This window comes from Burkholderiales bacterium (assembly GCA_035560005.1).
GTDB lineage: Bacteria > Pseudomonadota > Gammaproteobacteria > Burkholderiales > Eutrophovitaceae > DASRFY01.
In genome coordinates, this window is the sequence record DATMAN010000098.1 from 1 (window position 1) to 16136 (window position 16136).

The following is a 16136-nucleotide window of genomic DNA, read 5'->3' on the forward strand; positions in this document are numbered from 1 at the left end:
CCGGAGGCCGGTGATGCGATCGCCCGCTGGGACTGCGGCCCGCAAGCCGGCCAGACCCCGGACATCTCCAAGTACCTGCCTGGTTCTTGCCGGCAAGGCGGACTTACAGCGACCGGTACGTTCGCCGAAAGCCCGAGCTGATGGGCGCATAAGGACAACGGGATCGGAGCAGCGTTCGGCTCCGGTCGGTCAGCAGGAGGGTGCCCGATGGCACCCTCCTTTTTTTGGTGGATACCCAGCACATGGACATACTCGGCCGGTCACTCGACCTTCCTCCCGTGCTCAAATGGGGCGCTGAGGGTGCCGCCTTGGTGATTCCCTGCTTGTACATCGGGCTGCTGCTCGGCTTGTATCTGTTCGTCTCACCTGCCTGGGCCCCGGCAATGGCGCCTCGGATGTATGACAACGCACGCCTGCTGCAGCTCTTCGTGCTCGTCGGTGCATCGGCTGCCCTGATCCTGGCCGCGGCTCGTTCAGCGATCGCTTCGTCCTGGATTGCACTCGCCAGACCCGTTCAGACTCTGATCGCCGTGTTCCTTGGCGGAGCTGCCCTGAGCGCGGTGCTGTCCCCCGTGTCCCAGCTCGGAGCGCTGCACGTCGCGTTGACCGGACTGTTGCTGGCGTCGTTCTTCCTGGTCTGCATGGCGGTGCGCGCCTTCCCGGCCATCGAAGCCCTGCTGTGCACCTCGCTCTTGGCGGGCGCGGCGCTCGTGCTCCTCGAATTCTGGACAACCTTCGCCCTGCATGCTTTCGAGGGACGGGCATTTTCCTGGGTGAGCCCGTTCCTCGACTTTGCGAACGTCCGCTTCTTCAGCCAGTACCAGGCCTATGCGCTCCTGATCATTCCGCTCGCCGCGACCGTGCTGCCTTTGCGCCGCGGCGCGCGGCTGGCCGTCTACCTGATTGCTGCCGGCTTCTGGAGCCTGCAGTTCATGGTGGGCACGCGCGCGGTCTGGGTCGGCTTCGGCGCCGCAACGTGTGTGGTTCCGCTGTTGCTGCGCCAGGGTCGTCTGCCATGGCTGCGCGCCAATCTGCTGCCGGTGCTGAGCGGTGGACTGATCTACGCGCTTTTCGCGACGCTGGTTCTCTCCCAGCCCAGTGCGACGCCCATTCCGGCGAAGAATTCCCTGCTGGAGCGCAGCGGGGAAAGCAGCGAAGAAAGGAAGCTGCTCGCCCGCCGTGCGATCCAGTTGATCGGGGATCACCCGGTGATGGGCGTTGGCCCGGGACAATTCGGCTTCCACTATTCCGACACCCCCGCAGCGCACCCTCATAACACCCCGCTGCAGTTGCTCGCGGAGTACGGGCTCGTCGCCGGCGGCGCTGGACTCGGCCTGGGCGTGGCACTGGTCGTCTTCGCCCTGCGCCGCGTCAGGCAAGGCTCGGCGCACAAGCTCGATACCACGACCGCAACGCTGAGTGCCGCATTGGTCATGGGACTCACCGACTCGCTTTTCAGCGGAAATCTGACAATGCCGCACAGCCAGGTTCTTCTGGTCGTGCTGGCCGGCTGGCTCGTCGGGCGATCGCAGCGAATGCGCTCGGTGGAACCTGCGGTGCCGAGCCGGGCGCTTACGACAACCCTCGCGGGAGTGGCGTTGCTCTGTGCAGCCGTTACCGCCATCCTTGCCTTGGAGTATCTGCACGTCATACGCGACATGCCCTATCCCCCGCAGTTGCGGGCACCGAACTTCTGGCAATACGGCCGGTTCGATGCCTGGTAGCGCTGCGCACACCCGTGGCGCGGAAGGCGTGTTCCGTGTGGTCGACCGACGCTACTTGCGGTACACGGAGGCCTTGAGCGGCAGTCCGTTGCTCAAGTACGAATGGAAGTATTCGAGATTGTTCAGCTCCTCGCTGCCGGCGGGGAAGGGGACGGCGCGCACGGCCTCCATGCAGCGCTGATACCGCATGTGCAGCGTGAACAGATGCTCGCCGCCGCGAAACACCGGGAAATGCACGGCCTGGCCGATCACCGGGGAGATCAGCTCGTCGCGGAAATAGCGGCCGGCGTGGGTTACGTGGCAGGACGCGCAGGCCACGTTCATCTGACCGATCCTGCGGTAGTAGAGAGCCTTCCCGGCCTCGTATTTTTCTCTCGCTGCCTTCCCCTCGACCCGAATGTCCATGGGCATTCCGTCGGACAAGGTGCGTGCGTAGGCGGTGAGCACCCCCATCGTGTTGCGGTCGCCGTAGTCGAACTGCGACTCACCGTTGTCTCGCAGGCAGAAATTGAGCGCCATTTCGAAGGTCACGACCTTGCCGAGGCGCGGGTCGAAGTAGGGATACTTGCCGGCGACGGCGCGGCCGCCGTTCGGGAAGCAATCCGCGAAACTCTTCCCGTTCTTGAACCGCGCCTCCCAGATCCTGCGGCCGCGGTCGATGTCGGGTTGAAACGGAGGAAACTCCATGATGCTGTCGTACTGCGCCTTGGCGTCCGCGCTCAGCATCAACGCGCCATGGACGTACTGTTCCAGCGGGATGTCCGGGAAGCGTTCTCTGAAGTAGGCGAGCAGCGCCTGACGGTCTGACTCTGCCGAAGCGCAGGCGCCGCCGGCTGCCAGCAAGGACACGAGGAACGCAAGCGCTGCCAGGACGTGCCGCATCGGGGTTAACGGACTTCGGTCTCGATCGTTGCCGTTTCCCCCCGGTCGTCTTCCCAGGAAAGTGCGATCCGGTCGCCGGCCTTGGCTCCGCGCACCCTGAAATTCAGAAAGGGATTGCGCGACACGGCCTGGCTCCATTGCGCCTGCAACACGGGCTTGCCGTTGTGGGTGGCGACGATGGTCTTGATGAAGTGCGCCGGCACGGTCTGCCCGGTCACGGGATCCTTGCGCAGTCCGGTCTCCATCGGGTGGAAGATGAGCACCTTCACGTCGGCGATTTCGCCCTGCAGGGTTACCCGGATGCGCATCGGTTCGGCCATGTCGCTCTCCCGCGATCTCAGGACACGCCGCAGCCGCCGATGGTCACCTTGACGTCTCGCGCGGCGCTGAAATACTTTCCATCGGCATTTACCAGCACCGTCACCCTGGCCGACTCGCTCATCTTGATCCGGGTTGCGATGAAAGGCTCGGCGCCCTCCAGGAACTCGAAGCTCGCTGCGAGCGGGAACTGATTCTTCTCGACCAGCACGTGAATCGACCGCGTGCCGGGAACTCGACTTCTGACTTCGATCGGAACGATCGCCCCGTTCTCGGCGATTTCGGGCGCCTTGAAATCGATCTGATCGGATTCTGGTGCCGTTGTGGCGCCCAGCCGCTCGAGCGCGTCCGCAAGCACTCTGGCTTCGAACGCGGCTTTGTTCCACTGAGCTGCCAGTACCCGCCATGGAGCGGCCACAACCGTCGAGAGCAGCAACAAGGTGCGCAAGGCAACGCGGCGGGAAACGGACAACGGGACAACGCTCATAGCGTGTACAGGTAGTCGATCACCAGCTCGATCTCCTCTTCGGTCAGGATGCGGTGCTTGCCGAACGGAGGCATTACGGTATTCGGATTGCGTTCCATCGGATCCCAGATCTGGCGGCGCAGCGCCTCACGGTCCGGAAAACGCTCTCGCATCATGACGAGGGGCGGGGCGATATTGGCCAGAGTTACCGCGCTCTTGTCCCGGGGTGCCATATGGCAGGCGAGACAGTTGCCTTTGTTGAAGTCGTGCGCGAGCTGGCGCCCCTGCTCGATGCGTTCCTGGAGCGAGGCGCCTGCGTACGTGGGTGCGGCCGTTCCCGAGAGCAGACACGCGATAAGAACACCCCGCAGTGATCTACGAAAGCCGTTCACGCCGGTCAGACAATCCCGGTACGGCCCTGGTTTCGTCAGGCACCCCGATCCGCGGCTTGCCAAAGCCCGGACTTGCCCCCGCGCTTTTCCAGCAGACGAATTCCTTCGATGCGCATTCCACGGTCCACGGCTTTGCACATGTCGTAGATCGTCAACAGGCCTGCGCTCACCGCGGTGAGCGCTTCCATTTCGACGCCGGTTCTCCCCATCGTTTCGGCTGTGGCAGTGCAACGCACCGCGTTCGCCGCTCGATCGATCTCGAACTCCACTGCGATGTGGGTGAGCGAGACCGGATGACACAGCGGAATGAGTTCCCAGGCGCGCTTCGATGCCTGGATGGCCGCCACCCGTGCGACTCCGAGCACGTCGCCCTTGGCCGCGGTGCCTTGCGCGATCTGGTCGAGCGTGGCGGGCAGCATGACGATACGCCCCGAAGCGATCGCGACGCGGTGCGTCTGCGGCTTTGCACCCACGTCGACCATGTGAGCTCGACCTTCCGTATCGAAATGAGTCAGCTTTGACACACCTGCAATCCTTCCCAGTCGGCGTTGCGGCGCAGAGGAACCAGGCGCTGCGGGTCGCTATCATAGCACCATGAACTTTCGTCACTTTCTCGTTTGCGCCGCATTCTCGGCGGGAGCGGCTGCGGCGAACGAGCTGCCCGATCTGGGCGATGCTTCGCAAAGCACGCTCTCGGCGGCCCAGGAGCGTGCGCTCGGCGAGAGCATCATGCGCCAGATCCGGTCCAGCCCGGCTTATCTGGATGACGCGGAGGTGGCAGATTATCTGAACGGTATCGGCCAGTCGCTGGTCGCCAACAGCCCGGACCCCGGCGGGCACTTCGAGTTCTTCGCCGTCGCGGACGGCAGCATCAACGCCTTCGCCTTGCCGGGCGGGTTCATCGGGGTTCACACCGGGCTGGTACTAGGCGCCCAGAGCGAATCCGAGCTGGCCTCGGTGCTCGGCCACGAAATCGCGCACGTGACACAGAAGCACATCGCGCGCATGCTGGCGGCGCAACAGCGCAGCGGTCTGGCCTCCATGGCGGCGCTCGCCGTGGCCATTCTGGCCGCCCGTTCCAATGCCCAGTTGTCGCAAGCGGCCATTGCCACCGCGCAGGCGGCCGCCATTCAGACGCAGCTCAACTACAGCCGCGACCACGAGCGCGAGGCCGATCGCATCGGACTGCAGATCGTGCAGGCCTCGGGCTTCGACGCCCATGCGATGCCGCGGTTTCTCGAGCGCCTGCAGCGTTCGTCGCGCCTGTACGAAGGCGGCGCGCCCTCCTATCTGCGCACGCACCCGCTCACTTTCGAGCGCATCGCCGACGTGCAGAATCGCACGCAGGCGATTCCTTTCCGGCAGGTGCCGGACGGCCTCGAGTTTCATCTGATCCGCGCCAGACTGACGGTGCTGCAGTCCAACCCGCGTGAAGCGGCCGAGAGCTTCCGTGCACAGTTGCGCGAGCGCAAGTTCGCCAACGAAGCCGCCGCTCGCTACGGTCTGGTCTTTGCCCTGCTGCAAGCGGGCAACGGTGCAACAGCCACGGCCGAGCTGCAGCGCCTCGAAGCACTGGCGGGGACCGATGCCCTGATCATGGGACTCATCGCCCAGGCGCACATCAAGCGCGGCGCTGCGGACCAGGGGCTGGAGACCTACCGTCGAGCGCTGGTGGCGGGTCCCGCGCGGCGCGCGCTGGCGTACGGATACGGGGCGGCGCTGATCGAGCTGGGCAGAGCGCAGCAGGCCGTGGATTTCCTGGCGCGGCAGGTCGAGAAAAATCCGGCCGACCCGCAGCTCTACGAACTGCAGGCGCGTGCCTATGCGCAACTCGGGAAGAAGCTCCTGCGCCATCGCGCACAGGCCGAAGCCTATGCCTTGCGCGGCAACCTGGCCGCCGCGATCGAACAGTTGCATATCGCGCGCTCGGCCGGCGATGGAGATTTCTATCAGCAGTCGAGCGTCGAAGCGCGCCTCAAGGAACTCAAGGAGCTGGACGCCGAAGCTCGGCGTCGCGACTAGCCGCCCCTCTAGTTCTCAATTCACTGAAAAACCTCGCTTCAGTGCATTGTTTTTCCTATCATAGGCCGAGATCCCCCAGGTACCAGGGCCCATGCCGTGCCCATGACCAAGATCGGCAAATACGACATCGTTCGCGAACTCGGCAAGGGCGCGACCAGCGCGGTCTATCTGGCCAGGGATCCGTTTGCCAACCGCGAGGTGGCGATCAAGCTCGTGCGCCCGGAAATCCTGCGCGACCAGCAACAGGGCCGCAAATACCAGAAGCTGTTTCTGACCGAAGCCTCCCTGGCCGGGAAGCTGTCCCATCCCCACATCGCCGCGATCTACGACGCGGTCGCCGACGAGGAAGGCAGCTATCTGGTGATGGAATATGTCGCTGGAGGAACCCTCGAGCCCTGCATCAAGCCGGAATCGTTGCTCGAGATCAAGCGGGTCATCGAGATCGCCTTCAAGTGCTGCAAGGCCCTGGACTATGCCCACCAGCACGGCATCATCCATCGGGACATCAAGCCGGCGAACATCCTGCTCACCGGCGATTCCGACATCAAGATCACCGACTTCGGCGCGGCCCTCACGATCACCGCCGACACCACGCAGATTTCGGGCATCGGCTCGCCCGCCTACATGTCTCCCGAACAGTTGAAGGAAGAGCCGCTCGATCATCGTTCCGACATGTTTTCGCTCGGTGTGGTGATGTATCAGCTGTTGACCGGGCATCTGCCTTTCAAGGGCAGCACCGGGTACAGCATCGTCAACCAGATCATCAACGTCGATCCACCGCCGCCCAGCACACACCGCGCCGGCCTGCCGGCGGCGGTCGATGCCATCGTTCGGCGTGCGCTGCAGAAGGATCGCGCACGGCGCTACGCCACATGGGACGATTTCGCTCAGGCGCTGGCCGGCGTGTTCGAGGATCTGCAGCGACCGGAAGATCCGATCCCGGAGGCGGAGAAGTTCAGCGTGCTGCGCCGCCTGTCTTTTTTTCAGGCGTTCTCGGACGTGGACCTGTGGCAGGTACTGCGCATCGCCGACTGGGTGCGCTTTGCGAACGGCAGCCTTGTCATCAGGGAAGGCGATGCGGGCTCTTCGTTCTTCGTGCTCGCGGCCGGCGAAGTGCGCGTAACCAAACAGGGCAAGCTGCTCAACATCCTGAAGGCGGGCGAGTGCTTCGGCGAAATGGCCTATCTCGGCCGACGCGAGCAGCACCGCACGGCCAGCGTGATCGCAGTGCAGGACGTCACGGCGATCGAGATTCGCGCCGAGGCACTGGCCCAGGCGACCGAAAGCTGCCGGCACGCCTTCAACGCGGCTTTTCTGGATCTGCTGGTTTCGCGCCTCGAAGCAGCCAATACCCGGCTGTCGCAACTTCTCCTCGACAGGAGGATCAGTATCTTCTGAGCGGTCTGGTATATGATCCGCCGCAGCGTGGCGGCCTCTGGAACCATGAGCGCAGTGGAAAACATCGACATCAGTGCTCTTGACGCGCTCCGGCGTGAAGGGCAGATCGAACTGGTGGACGTGCGCACCGACCAGGAGGTCTCGCGGGGAATCATCGCTGGCGCGCGTCACATCCCGTTGCACGTGCTGCCGGCGCGCTATGAGGAAATCCCCCGCGATCGCCCGGTGGTCTTCTACTGCCAGTCCGGCGCCCGGTCGCTGCAGGCCGGGTCCTTTCTGGCCGCCAAGGGGTGGCGCCGTGTCTATAACCTTTCGGGCGGGCTCCTGGCCTGGCTGCGCAGCGGACTGCCGGTCACTCAGCCGGAGCAATCCTGACGTTCTCCCGCGCCATGCACAGCGATCAAGTCGTCGCCGACCGGGAACTGGACACCCGGGGCTTGAACTGCCCGCTGCCGATCCTGCGCACCAAGAAGGCGCTCAACGACATGGCTGCCGGGCAAATCCTCAAGGTCCTTGCCACGGATCCCGGTTCGGTGCGTGATTTCCAGGCGTTCTGCAAGCAGACCGGTCACGCCCTGCTGGAGTCCAGCGAGAACAACGGCGAATTCCTGTTCCTGCTCAGAAAGAAGTAGCGCATGGCACTGCTGTCTCTGGATGCGGACCGGATCATCATGCGCTTCGACAGAATGCTGCGAACGCTGTGTGCCCCGGCGGTCTCCGCCCGTCCGGCCCCTGGCAGCGAACTGCCGGAGGCGCCGCTGGCGCAAGCCGAGCGGCGCCGAGCCGCGGCGCTGATGCGTGTCAATCACACGGGGGAAGTCTGCGCCCAGGCCCTCTACGAGGGTCAGGCGCTCACAGCGCGCAGCGAGGCGGTGCGGGAGGTCATGAACCAGGCGGCCCGCGAGGAGGCGGATCATCTGGCCTGGACGGCAGCCCGCGTTTCCGAACTCGGCGGGCGACTGAGCCTGCTCAATCCGCTGTTTTACGGCGGGGCGTTCGCCTTGGGCGCGGCTGCTGGTTTCCTGGGCGATCGCTGGAACCTCGGCTTTTTGCGGGAAACCGAACGCCAGGTCGAGGGGCACCTGCAAGGTCATCTTTCCTCCTTTCCGGAGGCCGACCGGAAAAGCCGGGCGATCCTGGAACAGATGAAGGTGGACGAAGCCAGACACGCCGCGACTGCCCTGGCCTACGGCGGGGCGGAGCTGCCCGCGCCCGTGCGGCTGGCCATGCGCCTGGCCTCGCGTCTGATGACCGGAACGACGTACTGGATCTAGCGCGTTACGATACTACGCCTCGACGATCTCGAAGTCGTGCGTGATCCGGGCCGTCTTTCCCAGCATGATCGAGGCCGAGCAGTACTTCTCCGCGGAGAGCCGGATGGCCCGCTCTACGTGCTGCGGGCTGACGTTACGCCCCTTCACCACGAAGTGCATGTGTATTCTGGTGAAAACCTTCGGGTCGGTCGGTGCGCGCTCGGCATCGAGCTCGACGTGGCAGTCGCGCACATCCTGCCGGGCTTTTCTGAGGATGGTGACCACGTCGTAGGCCGTGCAGCCGCCGGTGCCGGTCAAAACGACCTCCATCGGCCGCGGCCCCAGGTTCCGACCGCCTCCCTCGGCGGAGCCGTCCATCACGAACGCATGCCCGCTCTCGGTCTCGCCCATGAAAGCGACGTTTTCGATCCATTTCACTCTGACCTTCACCGCTGATCCTCGTCCGGGGCGCCGGCTGCCAGCCGCAGATGGTACCAGCCGAGCCCGATCACTTCATGAAACAGCACTCTCGCCGCAAGCATCCCTTCGGTGCTCGGCAGGTAGTTCAGCAAGCCCGCCGGTCCGGGTCTGGTAAAGCCGGTGGGCGCCGCAATCACCTCCAACCCGGCCCTTTCGAAAGCCAGGCGCGCCCGGCGCATGTGCGCCGCGTGTGTGACGAGCAGCACGCGACGCACCCGCAGCGGCGCGAGCAGCTTGCCGGTGTTGCGGGCCGACTCCAGGGTGTTTCGCGACCGTTCTTCGAGCCAGCGCACACGCACCTGAAAGTCCTCCCGCAGCGCCTTGGCCATCTGCTGTGCTTCGGGCGTCGCCGTATCGAACGCCCGCCCGCCCGAGGCCAGTACCGGGAGGCCCGTGACGCGATGCAGGCGTGCCGCCCAGCGCAGTCGCTCCAGGGTGAAACGGCTCACCGTATCCTCGCCGTATTCGGGCGCCGCGAAGTAAGTTCCGGCCCCGAGCACTACGATGACCTCGCCGCGGCGCAACTCCGCCAATGGCGGGGGAGCGAACACGCGCTCAAAACGCCCCAGCAACGCCCCCGCGATGCCGAAGGCGGAGCAGGCATAGAGGCTGCCAAGGCCGACGAACAGCAGGAGCAGGCCCAGCCTGCGATGCCTGAAGGACAGGACCACGCCTGCGGCAGCGAGCAGAAGGAAGTTCAACGGCGGCAGCAGGCAAGTTGAAAGCGTCCTTACCAGAATCGGGTCCATCGGGCTCAGGGGTTCGCTTGCGAAGGGCTCGAACGAAGGTTACGGCAAGCTTTCCTTCCGGATTTTCCGGCGGCATCAGGCGGGGCTTGACGGATCATCGCCCGGAAAGCGGAGTGACAACTGACTTCAAGCATTTTTGATTGTCCGATCAATTGCTTAGTTCGCAGTGCCTGTAAAGGCCCCAAGCGCCTCATGTAAAATTGCCGACTTTTGCCACCCGGGAAGTCGAGGAAATGTCGGAAATCCAACTGCGCAAGCGGCGCACGCTGCTCATCGCGACCACCGTGGCCGGCACAGTGGCCGGCGTAGGCGCGGCGGCGCCTTTCGCCCTCAGCATGGCGCCCAGTGCGCGGGCACGCGCTGCCGGCGCGCCGGTCGAGGTCGACCTCTCCAAAATCGAGCCCGGAATGATGGTGACCGTGGAGTGGCGGGGCCAGCCAGTCTGGATTCTGCACCGCACACCGCAAATGCTCGAGGTCCTCCCGCAGGTTGACGCTGAACTGGCGGATCCCCGATCCAGGATGCCCATGCAGCCCGACTACGCGAAGAACGCGTTCCGCTCGATCAAGCCGGAGTATTTGGTGCTCGTGGGAATCTGCACCCACCTCGGCTGCTCGCCGTCGCAGAAGCTGCAACCGGGGGAAGCCAGCGGGCTCGGGGTCGACTGGCCCGGCGGATTCTTCTGTCCCTGCCACGGCTCCAAGTTCGACCTCGCCGGTCGCGTCTACAAGGGCGTGCCGGCGCCCACCAACCTGAGGGTCCCGCCGCATACCTACCTCTCCGACACGCGCCTGCTGATCGGCGCGGAAGCCAGTGGAGCATGAACGAATGAACCGGCTGCAGAGCTTCATCGGCTGGGTGGACGAGCGCTTCCCGCTCACTTCGACCTGGAAACAGCATCTGTCCGAGTACTACGCGCCGAAGAACTTCAATTTCTGGTACTTCTTCGGCTCGCTCGCGCTGGTCGTGCTGGTGCTGCAGATCCTGACCGGCATTTTTCTCACGATGCACTACAAGCCGGACGCGAACCAAGCCTTCGGTTCGGTCGAGTACATCATGCGCGACGTGCCCTGGGGGTGGCTGATCCGCTACATGCACTCGACCGGTGCCTCCATGTTCTTTGTCGTGGTCTACCTGCACATGCTGCGCGGGCTGTTGTACGGCTCGTATCGCAAGCCGCGCGAGCTCCTGTGGATCATCGGCATGCTGATCTATCTCACGCTCATGGCCGAAGCGTTCTTCGGTTACCTGCTGCCATGGGGTCAGATGTCCTACTGGGGCGCGCAGGTGATCGTGAACCTGTTCGCCGCGATCCCGTGGATCGGGCCCGATCTCGCCGTGTGGATCAGGGGCGACTACGTCGTGTCGGACGCCACGCTGAACCGCTTCTTCGCCTTTCACGTGATCGCGATTCCCCTGGTGCTTCTTGCGCTGGTCTTCGCGCACATCATCGCCCTGCATGAAGTCGGATCGAACAATCCGGACGGCATCGAGATCAAGAAGCACACGGACGCTTCCGGCCGGCCGCTGGACGGGATCCCGTTCCATCCTTACTACACGGTGAAGGACATCATGGGGGTCGTGGCCTTTCTCATCGTGTTCTCGCTCGTCATGTTCTTCGCGCCCGAGATGGGCGGCTACTTCCTCGAGCACAACAACTTCATTCCCGCGGACCCGCTTAAGACGCCGCCGCATATCGCGCCGGTGTGGTACTTCACGCCCTTCTACTCGATCCTGCGCGCCGTGCCGCCGATGTTTGGATCGCAGTTCCCCGGCGTGCTGGCGATGGGCCTGTCGGTGCTGATCCTGTTCCTGCTGCCGTGGCTCGACCGCAGCCCGGTGAAATCAATCCGCTACCGCGGCCCGATCTACAAGACCGCGCTGGCGCTGTTTATCGTCGCGTTCGTGGTGCTGGGCTACCTCGGCACGGTGCCGACCAACGTATGGGGCCAGTTCGGCTCCTGGCTGGGAGGTGCCGAACGCGCCACGGTGGTGGCTCGCATCTTCACCGTGGTCTATTTCCTGTTCTTCGTGTTGATGCCCTGGTACACCAAGATCGACCCCACCAAGCCGGAACCGCAGAGGGTGAGATGGTGAGACTGTCCGTTCTCCTGGTTCTACTGCTTCCAGCCGCGGTCCTGGCCGCCGAAGGCGACGTGAAGCTGCAGTCGGCCAACATCGATCCGACCGACGCGATATCGATCCAGCGCGGAGCGCGCGTCTTCGTGAACTATTGCCTCAACTGCCATTCCGCGGCGTACATGCGCTACAACCGGTTGACCGACCTGGGACTGAGCGAACAGCAGATCAGGGACAACCTGCTGTTCGCGTCGGAGAAGGTCGGCGATACGATGACCGTGGCGATGCGCAGGGCCGATGCGAAGGCCTGGTTCGGGGTGGAACCGCCGGATCTCTCGGTGATCGCCCGCGCTCGAGGGGCCGACTGGCTCTATACGTATCTGCGCACCTTCTACCGTGACGAGTCGCGGCCGACCGGCTGGAACAATCTCGTCTTTCCGAACGTCGGGATGCCGCATGTCCTTTGGGAGCTGCAGGGCACCCAGCGCCGCGAAGCGAGCACTACCGCGCACCAAGGCCGCAGGGTCGAGGAGGTACGCCTGGTGATGGAGACGCCCGGCACGCTCGGTGCGGCCCAGTACGATGCGCTGGTGCGCGACCTCGTGAACTACCTGGTGTACATGGGCGAACCGGCGCGCGCCACGCGGGTTCAGGCTGGCATCGTCGTGCTGTTCTTCCTGGCCGGCCTGTTCGTGCTGACCTGGCTGCTCAAGCGCGAATACTGGAAAGACGTGTACTAGACGAGACGACTGCCATGATGACCCTGTATTCCGGCACCACCTGCCCGTTCAGCCAGCGCTGCCGCATCGTGCTCTACGAGAAGGGCATGGATTTCCAGATCATCGACATCGACCTCCACAACAAGCCGGAAGATCTGGCGGTCATGAACCCCTACAACCGCACCCCGGTGCTGGTGGAGCGCGATCTGATTCTCTACGAATCGAACATCATCAACGAGTACATCGACGATCGCTTTCCCCACCCGCAGCTCATGCCGGCTGATCCGGTGATGCGCGCGCGGGCGCGGCTGTTTCTGTTCCGGTTCGAAAACGAGCTGTTCTCCCACGTGGATGCCATCGAAAGCGGCACCCAGAAGCAGGCGGACAAGGCGCGCCAGATCATCCGCGACAACCTGACGCAGATCGCGCCGGTCTTCACCAAGCAGAAGTACATGCTGGGCGAGGAGTACTCGATGCTCGACGTGGCGATCGCGCCGCTGCTCTGGCGCCTGGACTTCTACGGCATCCAGCTGCCCAAGCAGGCCGCGCCGCTCATGAAATACGCCGAGCGTCTGTTCTCCCGTCCGGCTTTCATCGAAGCCCTGACACCGTCGGAAAAGGTGATGCGCAAGTGAAGGCCACGTCGACCACCCCCTATCTGATCCGCGCGATCCACGAATGGTGCTGCGACAACGGTTACACGCCCTACATCGCGGTGCGGGTCGATGAGCACACGCGCGTGCCCAAGGAGTACGTGCGCAACGGCGAAATCGTACTCAACATCGGTCCGGACGCCACGCGCAATCTCAAGATCGGCAACGACCTGATCCAGTTCTCGGCGCGCTTCGCGGGCGTCTCGCGCGAGCTGTCGATCCCCGTGTCCGCAGTGAGCGGAATCTTCGCCAAGGAGACGGGGCAGGGACTGGCCTTCCAGCCGGTCCCGGCGACTCAGAGCGCAGGGACGGGCAAGCCACCGCTGCGCCCGGATGTATCCGGAGGCGATCGGACACCGCCTGCCGGCGGCCGGCCCAAGCTCCAGATCATCAAGTAGCGGCCTTGTCCCGGATCGGTGCGCGCCTATAATCCAGTGCGAGCCGGCATAGCTCAGTTGGTAGAGCAGTTGATTTGTAATCATCAGGTCGCGGGTTCGATTCCTGCTGCCGGCACCATCCCGCCGCTTGCGGCCGCGAAGTCCCTTCGCGCCCTCACCGCGTTCGTGCTGATGGTCGTCTGCCTCGGCTGGACGGCCGGGGCCGTGGCGCAGAACAGCGAGCCTCCCGTGACGTTGGAGCAGGCTCAGGCACGCACGCAGTACGCGCGCGGCCGCATGGAAGCGGCGCAACGCAAAGTGCAGGAGCTGGAACGCAGGGAAAAGACGGCCTACCGGCAGCTCACCGAAGCGCAGCGACGCTACGAGGAAAGCAAGATCGCGGCCGACAGCGCGACCGAAGACCTGCTGGCGGCCCAGGCCGAACTGGAAGAAGCCCGGCGCCGCTATGAGCAGGAAGCGCAGCACCTGCGCAGGATCTACCAGGAGAGCGAGGCGAGGCGCAGGCCGCGCAGGAACTGAAACGGACCGAGCTCGCCCGGAACATGAAGATTCACGAATATCAGGCCAAGGAAGTCTTGCGCGGTTTCGGCGTGGCCACACCTCGCGGGTTTCCCTGTTTCTCTGTCGAGGAAGCGGTCAGCGCAGCCGCACGGCTTGGCGGGGCGATCTGGGTCGTCAAGGCGCAGATCCATGCCGGCGGCCGCGGCAAGGGCGGGGGAGTGAGGATCGCCCGGTCGGTCGAAGAAGTCCGGTCCCACGCTTCGGCCCTGCTCGGAATGCGGCTCGTGACGCACCAGACCGGGCCCGATGGGCAAACGGTGCGCAGGCTGCTCGTGGAAGAAGGTGCCGACATCCGAAAGGAGTTCTACCTCGGGATCGTGGTCGATCGCGTGTCGCAGCGCGTTTGCGTGATGGCCTCCTCCGAAGGCGGCGTGGACATCGAGCAGGTGGCCGCCCAGGCGCCGGACAAGATCCACAAGGTCTGCTGTGACCCGCAGAGCGGACTGACGGATGCGGAAGCCGAGGGCCTGGCATTGAAGATCGGCGTGCCGACCGCCTCGCTCGCCTCGGCCCGCGCCATCTTCAAGGCGCTTTATCGGGCGTTCTGGGATACCGATGCATCGCTCGCCGAAATCAACCCGTTGGTCCTCACCGCATCGGGGGCGCTGGTCGCGCTAGACGCGAAGATGAACTTCGACGACAACGCGCTCTTTCGCCATCCGGAGATCGAGGCTTTGCGCGATTTCGACGAAGAAGACCCGCTGGAGGTCGAGGCCTCGCGGCACGGCTTGTCGTATGTCTCGCTCGACGGCGATATTGGCTGCCTGGTCAACGGCGCGGGACTGGCCATGGCGACCATGGACGCGATCAAACTCTTCGGCGGCGAGCCTGCCAACTTTCTGGACGTAGGGGGCGGCGCGACCACCGAGAAGGTGACCGAAGCGTTCAAGATCATGCTGCGCAACGCGCGACTGCGCGCGATTCTGGTCAACATCTTCGGAGGCATCATGAAATGCGACGTGATCGCCGCCGGCATCGTCGAAGCGGCGCACCAGGTCAAGCTTTCCGTTCCGCTGGTCGTGCGCATGAAAGGCACGAACGAAGATCTGGGCAGGGCGATCCTGGCGCGGTCCGGGCTGCCGATCATCTCCGCCGACAACATGGCTGAAGCGGCCCGCAAGGTGGTGGCCGCGGCCGGAGGCGCGCGTTGATGGCGATCCTGGTCGGCAAGGACACGCGGGTCATCACCCAGGGCATCACCGGTAAGACCGGGCAGTTCCACACGCGCGCCTGTCGGGAGTACGCCAACGGAAAGCGCTGCTTCGTCGCCGGCGTCAATCCCGGCAAGGCGGGACAGAGCTTCGAGGGCATTCCGATCTTTGCCACGGTGCGGGAGGCAAGAGCCGCCACCGGGGCGACGGCGTCGGTGATCTATGTTCCACCGGCGGCCGCTGCGGGAGCGATCTGGGAGGCGGTCGAAGCCGATCTGGACCTCGTTGTGTGCATCACCGAGGGCATCCCGGTGCGCGACATGATCGAGGTGCGCGACCGCATGAGAAAGCAGGATCGCAAGACGCTGCTGGTCGGCCCGAATTGCCCGGGCCTCATCACGCCCGAGGAGATCAAGATCGGCATCATGCCCGGTCACATTCACCGCCGGGGCTCGATCGGCGTGGTGTCGCGCTCGGGCACGCTCACCTATGAGGCGGTGGCGCAGATCACCGAGGTCGGTCTCGGTCAGTCCACCGCGGTCGGTATCGGCGGAGACCCGGTGAATGGCTTGAAGCACCTCGATGTGCTCAAGCTCTTCAACGAGGATCCGGCCACCGAAGCGGTCATCATGATCGGCGAGATCGGCGGCTCGGACGAAGAGACCGCCGCGCGCTGGGCCAAGGACCACATGCGCAAGCCGATCGTGGGGTTCATCGCGGGCGTCACGGCGCCTCCCGGCAAGCGTATGGGCCACGCCGGAGCCATTATCTCCGGTGGCAAGGGCACTGCCGCGGAGAAGCTCGCCGTCATGGAGGAATGCGGCATCAAGGTCACGCGCAATCCGGCGGAGATGGGAAAAGTGCTGAAATCCGTGCTGCGCTGAGCCAACC

The 16136-nt window shown here is 64.5% G+C and carries 21 protein-coding genes and 1 tRNA gene; 15 read left to right on the forward strand and 7 right to left on the reverse strand.

Annotated elements, in window-relative coordinates; all coding sequences use genetic code 11:
- Window positions 1-242 precede the first annotated feature (242 nt).
- Window positions 243-1724: an O-antigen ligase family protein gene (locus tag VNM24_15570; GenBank protein HWQ40001.1), complete on the forward strand. Its 1482-nt coding sequence runs from the start codon at window positions 243-245 to the stop codon at window positions 1722-1724.
- A 51-nt stretch (window positions 1725-1775) separates the two neighbouring features.
- On the opposite strand, the gene soxA is transcribed toward VNM24_15570, so the two are convergent.
- Genes soxA through moaC form a run of 5 tightly spaced genes read right to left on the reverse strand, consistent with a single transcriptional unit; the run spans window position 1776 to window position 4306 of the window.
- Complete coding sequence (gene soxA, locus VNM24_15575) at window positions 1776-2606, reverse strand: sulfur oxidation c-type cytochrome SoxA (GenBank protein HWQ40002.1); 831 nt, start codon at window positions 2604-2606, stop codon at window positions 1776-1778.
- 5 nt (window positions 2607-2611) lie between these two features.
- The gene (gene soxZ / locus VNM24_15580; protein HWQ40003.1) at window positions 2612-2926 is read right to left on the reverse strand and encodes a thiosulfate oxidation carrier complex protein SoxZ; all 315 of its coding nucleotides are present in this window, start codon (window positions 2924-2926) and stop codon (window positions 2612-2614) included.
- 17 nt (window positions 2927-2943) lie between these two features.
- The gene (gene soxY / locus VNM24_15585; GenBank protein HWQ40004.1) at window positions 2944-3411 is read right to left on the reverse strand and encodes a thiosulfate oxidation carrier protein SoxY; all 468 of its coding nucleotides are present in this window, start codon (window positions 3409-3411) and stop codon (window positions 2944-2946) included.
- The gene (gene soxX / locus VNM24_15590; GenBank protein HWQ40005.1) at window positions 3408-3782 is read right to left on the reverse strand and encodes a sulfur oxidation c-type cytochrome SoxX; all 375 of its coding nucleotides are present in this window, start codon (window positions 3780-3782) and stop codon (window positions 3408-3410) included. Before soxX ends, soxY begins: the two co-directional genes overlap by 4 nt.
- A gap of 35 nt (window positions 3783-3817) precedes the next feature.
- Window positions 3818-4306, reverse strand: a complete 489-nt coding sequence (gene moaC, locus VNM24_15595; protein HWQ40006.1) for a cyclic pyranopterin monophosphate synthase MoaC — start codon at window positions 4304-4306, stop codon at window positions 3818-3820.
- Between the two features lie 70 nt (window positions 4307-4376).
- Here moaC and VNM24_15600 point away from each other — a divergent pair, with 70 nt between their 5' ends.
- From VNM24_15600 to coq7, 5 genes are all read left to right on the forward strand, one after another.
- Window positions 4377-5804, forward strand: coding sequence for a M48 family metalloprotease (locus VNM24_15600; GenBank protein HWQ40007.1), 1428 nt, complete (start codon window positions 4377-4379; stop codon window positions 5802-5804).
- Window positions 5805-5906: 102 nt separating this feature from the next.
- Complete coding sequence (locus VNM24_15605) at window positions 5907-7202, forward strand: serine/threonine-protein kinase (protein ID HWQ40008.1); 1296 nt, start codon at window positions 5907-5909, stop codon at window positions 7200-7202.
- A 12-nt stretch (window positions 7203-7214) separates the two neighbouring features.
- Window positions 7215-7577 (forward strand): rhodanese-like domain-containing protein, encoded by a 363-nt coding sequence (locus VNM24_15610; protein ID HWQ40009.1) that lies wholly within the window; start codon window positions 7215-7217, stop codon window positions 7575-7577.
- A gap of 14 nt (window positions 7578-7591) precedes the next feature.
- Window positions 7592-7834 (forward strand): sulfurtransferase TusA family protein, encoded by a 243-nt coding sequence (locus VNM24_15615; protein HWQ40010.1) that lies wholly within the window; start codon window positions 7592-7594, stop codon window positions 7832-7834.
- 3 nt (window positions 7835-7837) lie between these two features.
- Window positions 7838-8476, forward strand: coding sequence for a 2-polyprenyl-3-methyl-6-methoxy-1,4-benzoquinone monooxygenase (gene coq7, locus VNM24_15620; GenBank protein HWQ40011.1), 639 nt, complete (start codon window positions 7838-7840; stop codon window positions 8474-8476).
- Window positions 8477-8488: 12 nt separating this feature from the next.
- On the opposite strand, the gene VNM24_15625 is transcribed toward coq7, so the two are convergent.
- A complete protein-coding gene (locus VNM24_15625; GenBank protein HWQ40012.1) occupies window positions 8489-8905 on the reverse strand; it encodes an OsmC family protein in 417 nt (138 codons plus the stop codon).
- Entirely contained in the window at window positions 8902-9684 is a 783-nt protein-coding gene (locus tag VNM24_15630; protein HWQ40013.1) for a YdcF family protein, read from the reverse strand. Before VNM24_15630 ends, VNM24_15625 begins: the two co-directional genes overlap by 4 nt.
- Before the next feature lie 233 nt (window positions 9685-9917).
- Here VNM24_15630 and petA point away from each other — a divergent pair, with 233 nt between their 5' ends.
- The 9 genes from petA to sucD all read left to right on the forward strand — a co-directional run bounded on the left by petA (window position 9918) and on the right by sucD (window position 16129).
- Window positions 9918-10508: a ubiquinol-cytochrome c reductase iron-sulfur subunit gene (petA, locus tag VNM24_15635; protein HWQ40014.1), complete on the forward strand. Its 591-nt coding sequence runs from the start codon at window positions 9918-9920 to the stop codon at window positions 10506-10508.
- A gap of 4 nt (window positions 10509-10512) precedes the next feature.
- Entirely contained in the window at window positions 10513-11781 is a 1269-nt protein-coding gene (locus VNM24_15640; GenBank protein HWQ40015.1) for a cytochrome bc complex cytochrome b subunit, read from the forward strand.
- Window positions 11775-12503 (forward strand): cytochrome c1, encoded by a 729-nt coding sequence (locus VNM24_15645; protein ID HWQ40016.1) that lies wholly within the window; start codon window positions 11775-11777, stop codon window positions 12501-12503. The genes VNM24_15640 and VNM24_15645 overlap by 7 nt, the downstream gene beginning before the upstream one ends.
- Window positions 12504-12517: 14 nt before the next feature.
- A complete protein-coding gene (locus VNM24_15650; GenBank protein HWQ40017.1) occupies window positions 12518-13117 on the forward strand; it encodes a glutathione S-transferase N-terminal domain-containing protein in 600 nt (199 codons plus the stop codon).
- On the forward strand, window positions 13114-13533 hold the full coding sequence (locus tag VNM24_15655; GenBank protein ID HWQ40018.1) for a ClpXP protease specificity-enhancing factor: 420 nt from the start codon (window positions 13114-13116) through the stop codon (window positions 13531-13533). Before VNM24_15650 ends, VNM24_15655 begins: the two co-directional genes overlap by 4 nt.
- A 42-nt stretch (window positions 13534-13575) precedes the next feature.
- Window positions 13576-13651, forward strand: a tRNA-Thr gene (locus VNM24_15660).
- Between the two features lie 53 nt (window positions 13652-13704).
- The gene (locus VNM24_15665) at window positions 13705-14052 is read left to right on the forward strand and encodes a hypothetical protein (GenBank protein ID HWQ40019.1); all 348 of its coding nucleotides are present in this window, start codon (window positions 13705-13707) and stop codon (window positions 14050-14052) included.
- Window positions 14053-14075: 23 nt separating this feature from the next.
- Window positions 14076-15245, forward strand: coding sequence for an ADP-forming succinate--CoA ligase subunit beta (gene sucC, locus VNM24_15670; GenBank protein HWQ40020.1), 1170 nt, complete (start codon window positions 14076-14078; stop codon window positions 15243-15245).
- Window positions 15245-16129 (forward strand): succinate--CoA ligase subunit alpha, encoded by an 885-nt coding sequence (gene sucD / locus VNM24_15675; protein HWQ40021.1) that lies wholly within the window; start codon window positions 15245-15247, stop codon window positions 16127-16129. The genes sucC and sucD overlap by 1 nt, the downstream gene beginning before the upstream one ends.
- Window positions 16130-16136: the final 7 nt, after the last annotated feature.